The organism is Massilia sp. GER05 (genome assembly GCF_052056005.1).
GTDB lineage: Bacteria > Pseudomonadota > Gammaproteobacteria > Burkholderiales > Burkholderiaceae_D > Telluria > Telluria orientalis.
In genome coordinates, this window is the sequence record NZ_CP178858.1 from 5,588,649 (window position 1) to 5,602,639 (window position 13,991).

Below are 13,991 nucleotides of genomic sequence, written 5' to 3' on the forward strand. Positions count from 1 at the left end.
ACCCCATGAACGATTTCGATCCCACCCTGCCGGAAACCCTGGAGACGCCGTACGCACTGTACCGCGAGCTGCGTGCCAGCTGCCCGGTCGCCCATACGATTGAGCTCGGCGGCTTCTGGGCGTTGACGCGCCACGAGGACGTCGCCCGGGCCGCCGCCGACTACGCCACCTATACGACCACCGTGCAGAACGTCGTGCCCAGGGTCGCGGCGTCCGGACGGCGCCCGCCCCTCCACCTGGATCCGCCCGACCACACGCCGTACCGCAAGGCGATCACGCCGCTCCTCGCCGGCAAGCGCGTCGACCGGCTGCGGCCCTACATCGAACGCCTCTGCAACGAGCTGCTCGATCCCCTGGTGGCGCAGGGCGGCGGCGACATGTGCGGCGACTACGCCTCCGTGGTGCCGATCCGTGTGTTCGCCGAATGGATGAATTTGCCGCTCGAACAGGCCGAATGGCTGGCGGACGTCGCGCGCAAGTATGCCCGCGCGGTCGGCATGTCCGACCCGGAAGCGACGAAGGACAACAGTGCGCTGCTCTACGACCTGGCCGTGCACCTGCTGGACGATCGCAAGGCGCATCCGCGCGACCCGGCTGACGACGTGACGGCCGCGCTGCTGGCCGTGCGGGTGGACGGCGCGGCGCTGCCCGACGACATGATCGTCGGCACGATCCGCCAGGTGCTGGTGGTCGGCATCATCGCGCCGCAGATCGTGTTCGGCGCGATCGTGGTCCACCTGGCGAACGATCGGGACCTGCAGGACCGCCTGCGCACGGACCGCGCCGCGATCGCGCCGGCGGTCGAGGAATTCCTGCGCCTGTACACGCCCTACCGCGGCTTCGCACGGACCGCCACGCGCGACGTCACGCTGCATGGCGTGACGATTCCCGCGGGCGAGGCGATCGCCCTGGTCTACGCGTCGGCCAATCGCGATGCCGCCGTGTTCGACGACGCGGAGACGTTCCGGCTCGACCGCCCGAACATGAAGGAATCCGTCGCCTTCGGGCGCGGGCCGCACATGTGCCCGGGTGCCGGCCTGGCCCGGCTGCAGCTTGCCGTCGCGCTGGAAGCGCTCCTCGACCGCACGACCCGCTTCACGCTCGCCGGCGAGGTCGTGCCCGCCCGCATGCCGGAAATCGGTCCCGTCGCGGTGCCCGTCGCATTCGCAGGGAGGGCCGCATGAAACGGCTGTCGATCGAGTGGCTTTTGCTGATCTACTTTCTCGCGTACGCGCCGTATGCCGTGTTGACGAAGCTGATCACGAGTCCCAGGAGCGGCGTCGTGAGCCGTCCGCTGTCCGGTCTCGAGACATTACCGGTCGCGCTGACGCTCAGCAGCGCGCTGCTCGTCGTGTTCATCTGGCGCTCGGGCTGGTGGCGCGCGGCGACGCCGATGCGCGGGCTGGGCGGTTTTCCCGGCGCGACCGGCGCGACCGCCCTCGCCGGGGTCGGCGCGACCCTGCTGCTCGTGTCGGTGCCGCTCTCGTATACCTTTGCCGGCGTGAGCATCCCGTTCGTGCAGCTGCTGATGCGCGGGGACATCATCATCATCGCGCCGATCGTCGACCTCCTGTGCGGCCGCAAGGTCCGCTGGTACTCGTGGGTCGCGTTCGCGCTCGTGCTGACGGGCCTTGCGATCAACGTGACGGCGCGCGACGGTTTCCATGTCCCTCCCCTTCTCGTGCTGATCATCGTCCTGTACACGATCGGCTACTTCATCCGCCTGTTCGTCATGACCCGGATCGCGAAGAATGCCGACCCGGCGGCGACCCAGCGCTATTTCGTCGAGGAGCGGGTGGTGTCGATTCCCCTGTCGCTCCTGGTGCTGGCCGTCATCGCCCTCGCCGTCCCGGGGCCGCAGGGCGAACAGGTGCATGCCGGCTTCACGCGCGCATGGTCGTCCGACGCCATCTGGCTGCTGGTCATCCAGTCGGTGGCGCTGTTCGTCATTTCCATCGTGTCCGCACTGATCCTGCTCGACAAGCACGAGAACACCTATTGCGTGCCGCTCGAACGTTCGGCATCGATCATCGCGGGCGTCGTCGCGTCGTACGTCCTGGCGATCGGTTTCGGACTGCCTTACCCGACCCGGGCCGAACTGCTCGGTGCCGCCCTGCTGGCGATCGCCGTCGTCGTGCTCTCCCTCGGCCCACGCCTCGGCCAGCCGCGCGTGCTGTTCATGAACCAACCGGATTCCCGACCATGAAGCGACTCCTGACTCTCCTGCTGGCGGCCGTGCCGCTGGCGTCAAGCGCGGCCGGGGCGCCGCGCCATCTCGAAGGACGCCTGCCCAGCGGCGCCACCTGGGTGTTCGACGTGCCGGACGCGTGGAACGGCAAGCTCCTGCTGTTCAGCCACGGGTATGCGCGCGGCCCCGACAACCCGGCCCGCAACGTCGCCGGCGCCGAAAAGGAGGCGCTGCTGGCGGCCGGCTACGCATTGGCCGGCTCCTCCTACGCGCGCACCGGCTGGGCCGTGGAGGAGGCGATCCCGGACCAGCTGGCGACGCTCGACGCCTTCGCCGCCGCGGTCGGCAAGCCCGCACGCACCTATGCCTGGGGCAGTTCGATGGGCGGCCTGGTCACCATCGCCCTGGTCGAGCGCGCGCCGGCACGCTTCGACGGCGCGCTCGCGCTGTGCGCCTCCGCGGGCGGCACGGTCGGCATGATGAACGCGGCACTCGACGGGCCGTGGGTGCTGCGCACGCTGGCCGCGCCGGAGGCCCCGCTGCCGGTGTTGTTGACGAGTTCAGGCGAGCAGATGCGCAAGGACCTGGCCGCGTGGCGGACGCTGCTCGATGCGCAGCAAGCCACGCCCGCGGGACGCGCCCGCATCGCGCTCGCGGCGACGCTGGCGCAAGTGCCGGGGTGGACGCCGCAGCCCGTCGATGACGCCGCCCGCGTGCGCCTGCTGGCCGACGGTTTCCTGCCCGCGACGATGCTGCCGCGCGAGGAGCAGATGCAGCGCGCGGGCGGCAATGCATCCTGGAATACCGGGATCGACTATGCCGTCCTGCTGGAACGTTCGGGGCAGTCGGACTTCGTGCGCCGGATGTACGTCGCCGCCGGGCTGGATCTCGGCGCGGACCTGGCCCGGCTGGCCGGCGCGCCGCGCATCGCGGCCGACGACCGCGCGGTGGCGTACATGCGGCGGTTCTACGCGCCGACCGGGAAGGTCGCCGCGCCGGTCCTGCTGCTGCAGGCGGCCAATGACCCGGTGACGCTGGTCGAGATGACCGGCGACTACGCGCAGCGCGTACGCGCGCAAAGCGGCGACGGCATGGTGCGCGCGGCCTATCTCGGCCAGACCGGCCATTGCAACTTCACGTCGGACCAGACGCTCGGCGCGCTCGACGCGCTGGTACGGCGCAGCGAAAGCGGCCAGTGGAAAGTCGCGCTGCCGCGCCAGGTCGACTACCAGCCGGCCCCTTTCCTGCGCCACTGGCCCGACTGATCGATCACTTCGAGGAGACACGCATGCGCAATCCGCTTCACGCTTTCGCACTCACGCTCACCCTCGGCGCCGGCGCTGCGCTCGCCGCGCCGGCCGTCATGGAAGCAGACGCCGGCCTGCCGACCCACACGGTCTACCGGCCGGCACGGCTGCCGGCCGACCCGCTACCGATCGTCGCCTTCGCGAACGGCGGCTGCGAGAACGCCGGCAACCGGTTCCGTCCATTTCTGACGGAAATCGCGTCGCATGGCTACCTGGTGGTCGCGATCGGCCCGATCGTGCCGGCAGGGGACAAGGCGGTGCGCGTCGCGCCGGCGCCGGGATCGCCGGCCGCCGCGCATCCGGAACTGGCGGGGAGCACCTCGCTGGCGCCGGGGTCGACGCGGCCGTCCCCCACGTACGCGGCCCAGCTGATCCAGGCGATCGACTGGGCCATCGCGGAGAACGCCCGTCCCGGTAGCCCGTATCACGGCAAGCTCGATCGCTCACGCATCGCCGTGATGGGGCAATCCTGCGGCGGCCTGCAGGCGATCGACGCGGCACACGATCCGCGCGTGCGCACGCTCGCGGTGCTGAACAGCGGCGTCTTTCCGGCCAACGGGCGCAGCTGGGAAATCGCCGCCGCGCATGCGGACATCGCGGACCTGGCGACCCTGCACGGCAGCGTGTTGTACCTGACCGGCGACCCGCGGGACGCCGCCTTCCCGCAGTCGGAAGACAACTACGCGCGCACGAACCACATCCCCGCGGTGCGACTCTGGCGCGAGAACACGCCGCACATGGGCACGTACCGCGAAGAGAACGGCGGTGCCTTCGGTACGGTGGTTGTCGCGTGGCTCGACTGGCAGCTCAAGGGAGACCGCAACGCGGCGCACCAGTTCCTGGGCGCCGGCTGCGGCCTGTGCACACGGCCGGAATGGCATGTGCAGAGCAAGGGGTTTTGACGACGTCAGCGTCCGGCGGCCACGTAGGGACCGACCACGACGCCCACGAATCCGCCCGCCTTCTGCGTCGACAGGAAGCGGATATCGAGCTTGCCGGCCAGGGTCGTCGTCGTATCCCCGTCGCGGTAGCGGTAGCTGGCCTCGCCGCCGTCCATGTCCATGACGAGTTCGACCCGTTTGGACACAACCGGCTTGCTGGCGACCAGCGTCTCCTTGCCGCCCTCCGTCTTGTACAGGGCCACCACGTTCTTCCCGGCGCTGCGCGCCAGGCCGAGGAACACGTGGTTGCCGTCGTCCTGCATGGCGACGAGGCCCGCACGGTCGCCATCGCGTTGCGGCACGAAGTCGACGACGGTCGATACGGTCGCGACGTGATGCTGCTGGCGCCGGCCGACGAAGGCGGGCACGCCGCGCAGGTCGCCCAGCGGCGCGCCGGCACGCAGAACCAGTGCGCCGCGTTCGACGGAGTACAACGGCGCACGCGGAATGCGGATGCCGATCCAGGCCGAGGACAGCGGGCCATCGAATTCGTCGACGTACGCGAAGTTGCCGCTGGTGGGCACCGGTGCGGGCGGCTGCGCCGGCAAGGCGGGCTTGGCGACGGCATACGGCACCGTCTTGCCCTGCTCCAGGATCAGCGGCCAGCCATCCTTCCAGTCGACGGGCAGCATGAAGGTTTCGCGCCCGATGTTAAAGAAATTGCCCGGATAAGGCCGCGTCGCCAGGAAGACAGCCCACCATTGTCCGTTCTGCGTCTGCACGAAATCGGCGTGGCCGGCCGTGGTGACGGGATGCGGACGTTTCGGATCCAGGTCGCGCTGCGTCAGGATCGGATTGACGGGCCCCGGCACATAGGGTCCCGTGACGGTATCGGACCGGAGCACGACTTCGGAGTGGTTGTCGGCAGTCCCGCCTTCGGCGCAGATGAGGTAGTAGTGGCCATCCTTCTTGAAGATGTGCGGGCCCTCGATCCAGATCGGCCGCTTGTCGGGCGCCACGCCGCCGTCGACGAGGACTTTCGGCTTGCCGGCGAACTGCAAAGTGCGCGGGTCCAGCTCCGCGAGCCAGATCGCGCGATGGCCGTCGTAGCGCGGCTGGCCTTCCGGGGCATTGTTGTATACGACGTAAAGCTTGCCGTCATCCCAGACGAGGGACGGATCGATGCCCTGCAAGCCCCGGATCGTGACCGGTTGCGACCACTGGCCGGCCGGATCCTTCGCCGTGATGACGAAACTCCCGGTGCCGCCCGGGCAGCTCGAACACGTGGTGACGATATAGAACGTGCCGTCGTGGTAAGAGATGTCCGGCGCATAAATGCCCTGCGATGCGCGCACGCCGGTGAAATCGACCTGGCCGGGGCGGTCGAGCGCGTTGCCGACCTGCGTCCAGTTGACGAGATCCCTGGAGCGGAAGACGGGCAATCCCGGGAAATTCGTGAACGAGGAATTCACCAGGTAGTAATCGTCGCCCACGCGCGTGATCGACGGGTCCGGGTAATAGCCGCTCAATATCGGATTGACGAACTCGCCGGCGCGCGGCCGGACGTTTTCCTGGGACTGGCCCTGGTAGGAAAACCGCTCGAAGCGCGCGACGGTCGCGCCTGGGGCGTCTGCTGCAACGGCTGGCGCCATGGAAGAGGCGGTGCCCAGGGCCAGTGCGCCCAGGAGACACATGGCCCGTACGGAATATTTTTTCATGTGGATCGAGCTCCCGATGCTGGACCAGCCTGTGCGCTGTTCCGGTTCTTGCGTGGGAGCCACTCTATGTCAACTAATTATCCAAAACCAATGCTTTGTTTGGATTAATTAATACATAAACGGTATCGATCGGCTGCCCGGGCGCCATCCGTACCGAACTGCCCCACCAGCGCCACGAGCCGGTCGGCCTGCTGCTGCAGACTGTCGGCGGCCGCGCCAGCATGAAGTCGACGCTGGCGACGCCCTGGAACCGGCCCTCGATAAGGAACCGCAAGCAGGCCGGAGACCGCATAACATATATGCCTTATACTTGTCTGGACCATGCGCCTGACATCCTTCACCGACTATACATTGCGTACGCTGCTTCATCTCGGTAGCCACCAGGACCGCCTCGTCACCATCCAGGAAATCGCGGACCTGCACGGCATATCGAGGAACCACCTGATGAAAGTCGTGTTCGAACTGGGCCGCAGCGGCGTCATCGAGACCGTCCGGGGGCGCTCCGGTGGTTTTCGCTTGGCGCATGCGCCGAAGGACATCAACCTCGGCGACGTCATCCGCAATAGCGAAACCGACTTCTACATGGCCGAATGTTTCGATCCGGACGGCGCGCCCTGCGGACTGACCGGCGCCTGCCGCCTGAAAGGCGTCCTGCAGGACGCGACGGCAGCGTATCTCGCCGCGCTCGACCGCCGTACGCTTGCCGACCTCCTGCCGGAACCGCCGCCGCGCGAGACCCCGATCAAGGTACACCGTAAAAAGACCGTCCGCTGACGGTGCGCCGGTCTTGGCGCCGGCGAGGAAAATATCGTCGTACCTGGACTGGATCTTGTAGATGCCGGGCTTACGCAGGCGGATGGGCGGCCTCGATCGCCGGATAGAACTCGGTGTCTTCGCGCTTCATCCGTTCGAACAGCACGCGCAGGACACGGTTCGCGTCGGCACGAAAGCCTTCAGGATTGGCTTCGACACGGTTCGCGAGATTCCACCTGGTAGCGAACTCAAAATACGCGCTGGCGATGCCGTCCATCTCGCGCTGGTAGCGTTCCCCCAATCTCGCGAGCCTGGGATTCACGTCGCTCGCGAGCCCCGGGTAGAGCACGCTGTCTTCGACCCTGAGGTGGAGCTTCACAGTGCCGCTCAGCTTGACGACATGCGCGGCGATGGACGCGGCGTTTTCCACGATCCCACCCTGCGTCGCCTCGCGCAGGCGAGCGATGCCGTCAAGGATGGCGATGTGCTGCGCTTTGAATTTGTCGATGTTCATGACAGGTTCGGGTTGTCGGAATGGCTCAAGTCTAAGTACTCACCCAAAATTTACGGTGAATTCGCTGCCGAAACCTTTCATCAGGGACTGGATCTCGGCCAGTAGGTCGGCGCCGTTGACGCTGGCGAATCGGCGCCAGAAGTATTTGGCGTGCTTCCACAATATCTCGATGCGGTTGAGTTCTGGGCTGTACGGCGGCAGATAGTACAAGCACAGCCCCTTCTTGGCCCAGCGGCGTCGCTGTTTTTCCATTTCGTCGCCTTTGTGGATCCCAGCATTATCGAGCAGGACAATGCGTGGCACCGAGTGCGGCTGGTCAGCTATCCGATCAAAGAAAGCGATGACATCATCGCGCGTGGTCGGCCTCTGCTGAGTAGTCCAGATCAACCGGCCGTCGTGGCGCAATGCTCCCAGCACGTTCACGCGCTGCCGGTGCGCCAGGGGTTCGACCGAACGCGTTTGGCCGATCCGCGTCCAGCCATATTGCACCGGCGGATTTGGACTGAAACCCGATTCGTCAAAATACAGCAGTTCGCATCGCTGCTCATGATCGAGCCGGCCCAGTTCCCCAATCACCCTGCTGGCGCGTTCGAAGGCCTTCTGGTTGCGTTTTTTTTAAACTGTACCGGTAGCGCTTGTAGCTGAAATTCATCTCTTTGAGATAGCGTACGGCGGTGTTCTCGCTGATCGGCGCCTGTTCCTGCTGCCGCCCGATATGACGCAGCAGTGCGACCACTGTGCCGCCCTCAGACTGCGCCAACTCGCCCAGCGCTTGCCGCTGTTCGGACGTCCACTTCTTTGGTCGGCCAGTGTGGCGGCCTTCGTACAGTCCGGCCAACCCGAACTTGTTCCAGCGTTGCCGCCACTGCTCGACGCTGTTCAGATGCACCATGAACTCGTCCGCAGTCTGCTGCAACGTCAGCCCCTGACTCAACCGTAAAATTCCCTGCGCCCGCATCCGGGCCCTCGGGTGCGGATGGAAAATTCCCATTTCCCGCAGCGTCCGTCGTTCGTCTTTCGACAGTTCCAGCAGCTTCATCTTTAGCTCCTGCTACCTTGCCTGATCGACTTTGACAGCAAAAACTGGAAGACTACTTAGGGGATTTTCCTTAAACATGGAAATTAAATACATCTTTAAAACCAACACGCAATCTGGCGGGGCCGGTCAGAACGGAGAACCCTGCGGCCGGCCATGCTCGATTACGTAGCGCGTCATCTCGACGGATCGTGTTGCGAAGGCGCCGGGCACCCTCCCGCCGGCGAGGTGGCACATCAAACTGCATACCTGCTTTCGCAGCTCGGCCGCCTACGACGTGCTCGATCCATCGCATCTGGTGCCGCGACCTGATTCTGACTCGCGCGTCCGTGACTCCGTCGGCAATGGCGATGCCTCGTTCGCACGCTTGCGACATCGACTGGAAACCGATTAATGCAGCCCTTGGCTACGATAAATATCGCAGCTAAAAATCAGCGTTTGAAAAAATATACGGTTAAAAGTAGCCACAAAACATTGCTGAAGACGATAGACAAATGAATTCCGGCCCGCTTCGCTGAATGCATGAATTCGCTCCCTTCCAGCGTATGAACATCCATAACATCGTCCGCGGCCAACTAACAAGTGACCGCCATCCAGACGACCCACCTATCTACGCTTGGTATCCGTGCGATTCAATAAGCGTATCCATTCCCAATCCTTCTCTGTGACGAGGCTGAAGTCAACGCTCGCGCCGTAATGACAAATGTTGCATGTTAGCGCACAACATTTTGTTGATAGCGAACCGGTCCCCGTGTGCTTACAGAGCGTAGAACAAAGGAATCCAAATATTGTATTGACTGAATCAAAATTAGAATTGGCATTTTGTTAAAGCGAAAAGATACCGTTATATGGCGCCGGCGCGAACCCGCTCTATTCCGCCGGAACAAAAAATATTCAATAAACGGAGATAAGCTTGAAAAACCATAGAACACCATGCCAACCCCGCGGCCGTGTCGGATCCAACGTTTTTACGCTCACGCTGATGGCGGCGCTCATTTCGAATGCCTACGCACAATCCGCGTCCGAATCGGATAAAACCGCCGCAAAGGAGAATGTCGAGAAAGTCACCGTGACCGGTTATCGCAGTTCGCTGGCCCTGTCTGCGAACGAAAAGCGCGAGAATATCGGCTTGAGCGATACCGTGTTTTCGGAAGACATGGGCAAGTTCCCCGATCCGAACATCGCAGACGCGTTGTCGCGCGTACCCGGTGTGACGGTCACCCGGGCGTCGATCGATGGCGAGGGCATGAACGTCTCGATTCGCGGCATGGGCCCGGCATTTACCCGGGTGCTGCTGAACGGTGCGCCGATGGCGTCCGCATCGGCGGGCAGCTGGGGCGGCAATATCAGCGCCAACCGGGAAGTCGACATGGACTTTCTTCCGTCCGAACTGTTCCGCAGCGCGACGGTGTACAAGAGCCAGCAGGCCAGCGTCATCGAGGGCGGCATCGCGGGAACCGTGGACATGCGCAGCGTCCGGCCATTCGATAAAGCCGGCTTCCGGTCGGCCTTTACGCTCAGCGGCAATTACCGCGACAGGGACAAGAAGCCGGGTACGACGGGTTCGGCCCTGATCAGCAATACCTGGAACACCAGCAGGTTCGGCAAGTTCGGGATCCTGGGCGGCGTCGCCTGGGGCATGACCAAGTACCGTACCGACGCATTCGACACCGTCGACATGCGGAATCTCCAGTTGAAATCGTTCCAGGCCAACGCCGCGGACAACCCGAACAGCACGGGGGGCGGGTCGCAATCGACACCGGACAAGGTGCCGGCAGGCCTGCCTTTGAACCTGTTGCCGGATTACGCCCGTTCGGTCCTCGTGCCTGGCGCCACGATCGACCGGGCGATGTTATTGGCGCTCAACCCGGGTGCCACCATCCAGCAGATCGACAATGGACTGATGGGCCGCCTGGGCCGGCATCAGGTGTTCGAAGGCCAACGCCGCCGCGCAGGCGAAGTGATCAGCGTGCAATGGCAGCCGAACGAGGATTGGAACCTCTACTTCGACACGGTGTTCGCGCAAAAGCGCAATGAGATGGAATGGCAGGCGATGAACGTGGGCACACGTGCCAATACGCCCATCCCCATCGGCATGGAATTCGACCGCAGCGATTGCACGATCGGTTGCGTCATTACGAAAGCGACCCTGGCCAACACGTTCTGGGGACTGGAATACCGCCCGGATATCGACAAGACCAAGTTCCGCAGCCTTAACCCCGGCTTCGAGTGGCGCCCGAGCGACAAGTGGACGATCGACGGCGCATTCAACTACACGCTCAGCAAGTTCTCCCGGGACATGCCGCAGGTTAAGGTCGCGACCATGGCAGCGCCGTCGGTCATCACCTACGACAACACGACGCCCGGCCAACCGCCGACGTTCACCGGCAACCTGAACCCCAACGATCCGAGCAACTTCGGCTGGTACCAGGCGGGCCAGGGCATGTCGGGCCTGGTCATGGATTTGTACGAACGCAGCAATTCGACGCGCGGCACGCGCCTGAACGTCAAATGGGGCGACGACGACTTCAGTATCAAGGTCGGCGGCACCTACGACGATATCGAACGGCGTTACCGCAGCTATACGGTCGCCGATGCCTGGGCCAACGTTACTTGCGGCAACAACCTCAACTATACGTTCTTCGGTCCCAACACCCAGATCCAGTCCCCCGGTTGCGACGGACGGTACGCCCCGGGGCCGATGACGAATGCCGCCACCGCCTATCCGGGCTACGGTACGGGTTCTTCAGCCGGCCAGACCACGCCGCTGGCGTACCTCGGCTCGCTCGTCCCGAATACAGCACTGGCAAATTACCTGCAGCCGACGGACCATGGTTTCATTACCCTAGACTGGAACAAGTTCGCCAAAGACACCAATTACCAATATTTCCGCGACAACATTTACAAAGGTTTCTTTAGCGGCAGTGGCGGCTACATCCGTGAAGCCGTGGGTGGCGCCTATGTCGAAACGAATGGCCGGCTGAACGTGTATGGCCGGACCCTGCGCTTCAACGCCGGCGTCCGCTATGCCCGTACGCGGCAGACGATCGGCGACCTCGCGGCCACTGCGGATCCTCGCAACGCGACGCTGCAAAACGGCGGCCTCTATCCTTCCGTTGGAACCTGGTCGTACGAAACCGTGACTTACCACAACCTGCTGCCGTCGGCGACGCTCGCCTATAACATCACGCCGAAGATGATTGCCCGGATTGCCGCGTCGAAATCGATGACGCGGGCGAATCCCGCCGACCTGCGCCAGACCAGGCTCTCCATCGGCGACCAGGGTGCGCGCCAGGGCAGCATCACCAATCCGGATCTCAAACCGTTCCAGGCCAATAACCTGGACCTGGGTCTGGAATACTATATGTCGCGCGACTCCTATCTGGCCTTGGGCGCGTTCGCCAAGGACATCGTCGACCGTCCCGGCACGCACATCGTGCAGTACACGCTCGCCCAGCTGAACCAGATCTATGGCACGGTCGGCCTGACGGCAGCGCAACAGCAATCCGTCGATGCGAGCGGTGGCCCGGACAAGCACCTGGTCGAGATCACCGAGCCCTACAACATCGCCACGAAGCTGAAGATTCGCGGTGTCGAACTCACCTGGCAGCAAGCGCTGGATATGTTGCCGGTGAAGGGCTTCGGCTTTACCGGTAACTTTACCTACACCAGGCAGAAAGACGAGACCCCGAATGCGCCGCCCGTCTCCGGCGTGCCGCCACGCACCAACAACCTGACCCTGTATTACGAGCGTAACGGGGTGAACCTGCGCGTGACGCGCCAGTATCAGGCATCCACGGTCGTCAACGTCAACACCGGCCTGACGGTACCAGGGGGCGCCTACGCGTACAGTACCGGGCGCCAGCAGGTGGACTTGTCAGCAGGCATGAATCTGAAAAAGGTCTTCGGTTTCGGTTACAACACGGACCTGACGTTGAGTGTATGGAACGTGAACAACGCGATCAGCCAGACCTACACGCAATTCAACGGCGCCGTGTTTAACCAAAATATCCCTGGCCGCAGTTATACGCTGTCACTGCGTAGTACCTTCTAACACTTTCTGCCGCCCCGCAGTCGCGGGGCGGCGTCCGACTGTCTCCGCACGATGTCAAGGCTCATACTGGATCGCTCTACACTCGGCGCCCGTCCCTCGCGTACGGCCCGCACTTGCCGAAGAAGCGCATGTATCGCCAGGCCCGCCATGTCGGCAACCGGATATTTCAGCGTCGTCAGTTCGGGCCAGTTCGATGTTGCAATCGTGGTGTTACCGAAACCCGTCACAGTCAGATCGCTGGGGACATTCAAGCCGAGACGAAACGCGACCGCGACTGCCGCAGCTGCCATGTCGTCGCTGCTTGCGAAAATCGCCGTTGGACGCTTCGATAAACCGAGCAATCGTTGTGCCGCATCCAGGCCTGATCGATAAGTGAAGTCGCCGCACACGACAAGATGATCGGACCCGTCTACCCCATTTTCGTCGACAGCGCGACGATATCCTTCCAGGCGACGGATGCCGACCATATTATCCCTGGGTCCGGAGATGAAGCCGATTCGATGATGGCCGAGACGAATCAGGTGGCTTGCCATTTTGTATGCCGCCTCGCGGTCGTCGCCATACACGGCGCTGACATGCTCGTCGCTGAATGCGGACCCAATCACTACGGAAGGCATGTCCGGTGCGCAGAAAGCTCTTGTTGGCATTTCGTCCGAATAGGGTGGTGGCAAAAAGATCACCCCGTCGACCCGTATGTCCCTGGTAACGACCAAATTCACATTATTGACGACAGATTGATTAAAGAGATTCAGCAGGAATTCGCTCAGAAAACGGGAATCCTGGTTGTGAACGACACCGATCCGGACAGTTCTGGAACCGGCCAGAATGCGCGCCTGATCATTCGGCGCGTAGTGCAGTGCCTCGAGCGCAGCGGCGACCTTGCGCCGGGTACGCTCAGTGACTGCCGACTCTCCGTTCATGGTTCTCCATACGCTCATGACGGAGACGCCGGCGAATCTCGCGACGTCGGCAAGCGTTGGAATTTCGCCGTGAGCAAAACTTCGGCACGTATCGTCGATCCGAGATTTTTTCATGGTTCGAACCCAGGGAGGTTTCGTGCGGATCTGCGCGCCACCACAAGCAACAATATGTCAAAAAAATGCCCTGTCTGCCTTTCGGTGAACAGGGCATTAATACCCGATTCCGGGCGAGAGGAGACGAGAAACCGAGGTACGAAACCATATTACAGCAACACACCGAATAACCCGATTCAAATCGTATTCCTGCCGATACAACGAATGAATTGAGTGAAATCCGGTATTGGATCGTTCAATGGACAGGCCGGGAGCGGCGAAGTACCCCGGCAGAAAAATCTGCACAAAAAATACGATTATTGTATTTCACCATACAATAAATGCATGGATTAGTATTGATAACTGCACTACCCTAAGTATGATCGGACCAAACGGCATCCACCCCGAACCCGGTCTGTTTTATCAATACGCCAACCGGTACGCTGTGCTCGCGCACGGTAGGCCTTTCCTGGAGGAACCAAAATAAACAATCTCGATAATCTTCACGCCGGCTGACTCATGATTTA

11 protein-coding genes are annotated in these 13,991 nt (G+C 63.0%); 6 read left to right on the forward strand and 5 right to left on the reverse strand.

What is annotated here, in order from left to right:
* Positions 1 to 5: 5 nt before the first annotated feature.
* The 4 genes from ACL58G_RS24685 to ACL58G_RS24700 are packed head-to-tail and all read left to right on the forward strand — an operon-like array spanning position 6 to position 4,397.
* The gene (locus ACL58G_RS24685) at positions 6 to 1,184 is read left to right on the forward strand and encodes a cytochrome P450 (protein ID WP_413387922.1); all 1,179 of its coding nucleotides are present in this window, start codon (positions 6 to 8) and stop codon (positions 1,182 to 1,184) included.
* A complete protein-coding gene (locus tag ACL58G_RS24690; protein WP_413387920.1) occupies positions 1,181 to 2,206 on the forward strand; it encodes a hypothetical protein in 1,026 nt (341 codons plus the stop codon). Before ACL58G_RS24685 ends, ACL58G_RS24690 begins: the two co-directional genes overlap by 4 nt.
* Positions 2,203 to 3,453 carry a hypothetical protein gene (locus ACL58G_RS24695; RefSeq protein ID WP_440963501.1) on the forward strand — a complete coding sequence of 417 codons (1,251 nt, stop codon included), beginning with the start codon at positions 2,203 to 2,205 and terminating at the stop codon, positions 3,451 to 3,453. The genes ACL58G_RS24690 and ACL58G_RS24695 overlap by 4 nt, the downstream gene beginning before the upstream one ends.
* A 23-nt stretch (positions 3,454 to 3,476) precedes the next feature.
* The gene (locus ACL58G_RS24700; RefSeq protein WP_440963502.1) at positions 3,477 to 4,397 is read left to right on the forward strand and encodes an alpha/beta hydrolase; all 921 of its coding nucleotides are present in this window, start codon (positions 3,477 to 3,479) and stop codon (positions 4,395 to 4,397) included.
* Positions 4,398 to 4,402: 5 nt separating this feature from the next.
* On the opposite strand, the gene ACL58G_RS24705 is transcribed toward ACL58G_RS24700, so the two are convergent.
* The gene (locus ACL58G_RS24705) at positions 4,403 to 6,094 is read right to left on the reverse strand and encodes a glycoside hydrolase family 43 protein (RefSeq protein ID WP_440963503.1); all 1,692 of its coding nucleotides are present in this window, start codon (positions 6,092 to 6,094) and stop codon (positions 4,403 to 4,405) included.
* 321 nt (positions 6,095 to 6,415) lie between these two features.
* Here ACL58G_RS24705 and ACL58G_RS24710 point away from each other — a divergent pair, with 321 nt between their 5' ends.
* Positions 6,416 to 6,868: an RrF2 family transcriptional regulator gene (locus tag ACL58G_RS24710; protein WP_440963504.1), complete on the forward strand. Its 453-nt coding sequence runs from the start codon at positions 6,416 to 6,418 to the stop codon at positions 6,866 to 6,868.
* Between the two features lie 70 nt (positions 6,869 to 6,938).
* Here the strand turns inward: ACL58G_RS24710 and ACL58G_RS24715 are convergent, their stop codons facing one another.
* The 3 genes from ACL58G_RS24715 to ACL58G_RS24725 are packed head-to-tail and all read right to left on the reverse strand — an operon-like array spanning position 6,939 to position 8,400.
* Positions 6,939 to 7,361: a hemerythrin domain-containing protein gene (locus ACL58G_RS24715; RefSeq protein WP_413387911.1), complete on the reverse strand. Its 423-nt coding sequence runs from the start codon at positions 7,359 to 7,361 to the stop codon at positions 6,939 to 6,941.
* Positions 7,362 to 7,400: 39 nt separating this feature from the next.
* Positions 7,401 to 7,937: an IS630 family transposase gene (locus tag ACL58G_RS24720; protein WP_440963505.1), complete on the reverse strand. Its 537-nt coding sequence runs from the start codon at positions 7,935 to 7,937 to the stop codon at positions 7,401 to 7,403.
* Positions 7,906 to 8,400 carry a helix-turn-helix domain-containing protein gene (locus tag ACL58G_RS24725; protein WP_440963506.1) on the reverse strand — a complete coding sequence of 165 codons (495 nt, stop codon included), beginning with the start codon at positions 8,398 to 8,400 and terminating at the stop codon, positions 7,906 to 7,908. Before ACL58G_RS24725 ends, ACL58G_RS24720 begins: the two co-directional genes overlap by 32 nt.
* 910 nt (positions 8,401 to 9,310) lie before the next feature.
* On the opposite strand from ACL58G_RS24725, the gene ACL58G_RS24730 reads away from it, so the two are divergent.
* Positions 9,311 to 12,451 (forward strand): TonB-dependent receptor, encoded by a 3,141-nt coding sequence (locus ACL58G_RS24730; RefSeq protein WP_440963507.1) that lies wholly within the window; start codon positions 9,311 to 9,313, stop codon positions 12,449 to 12,451.
* Here ACL58G_RS24730 and ACL58G_RS24735 read toward each other — a convergent pair.
* On the reverse strand, positions 12,448 to 13,485 hold the full coding sequence (locus ACL58G_RS24735; RefSeq protein WP_440963508.1) for a LacI family DNA-binding transcriptional regulator: 1,038 nt from the start codon (positions 13,483 to 13,485) through the stop codon (positions 12,448 to 12,450). The two genes, ACL58G_RS24730 and ACL58G_RS24735, sit on opposite strands and share 4 nt — an antisense overlap.
* Between the last annotated feature and the right edge of the window lie 506 nt (positions 13,486 to 13,991).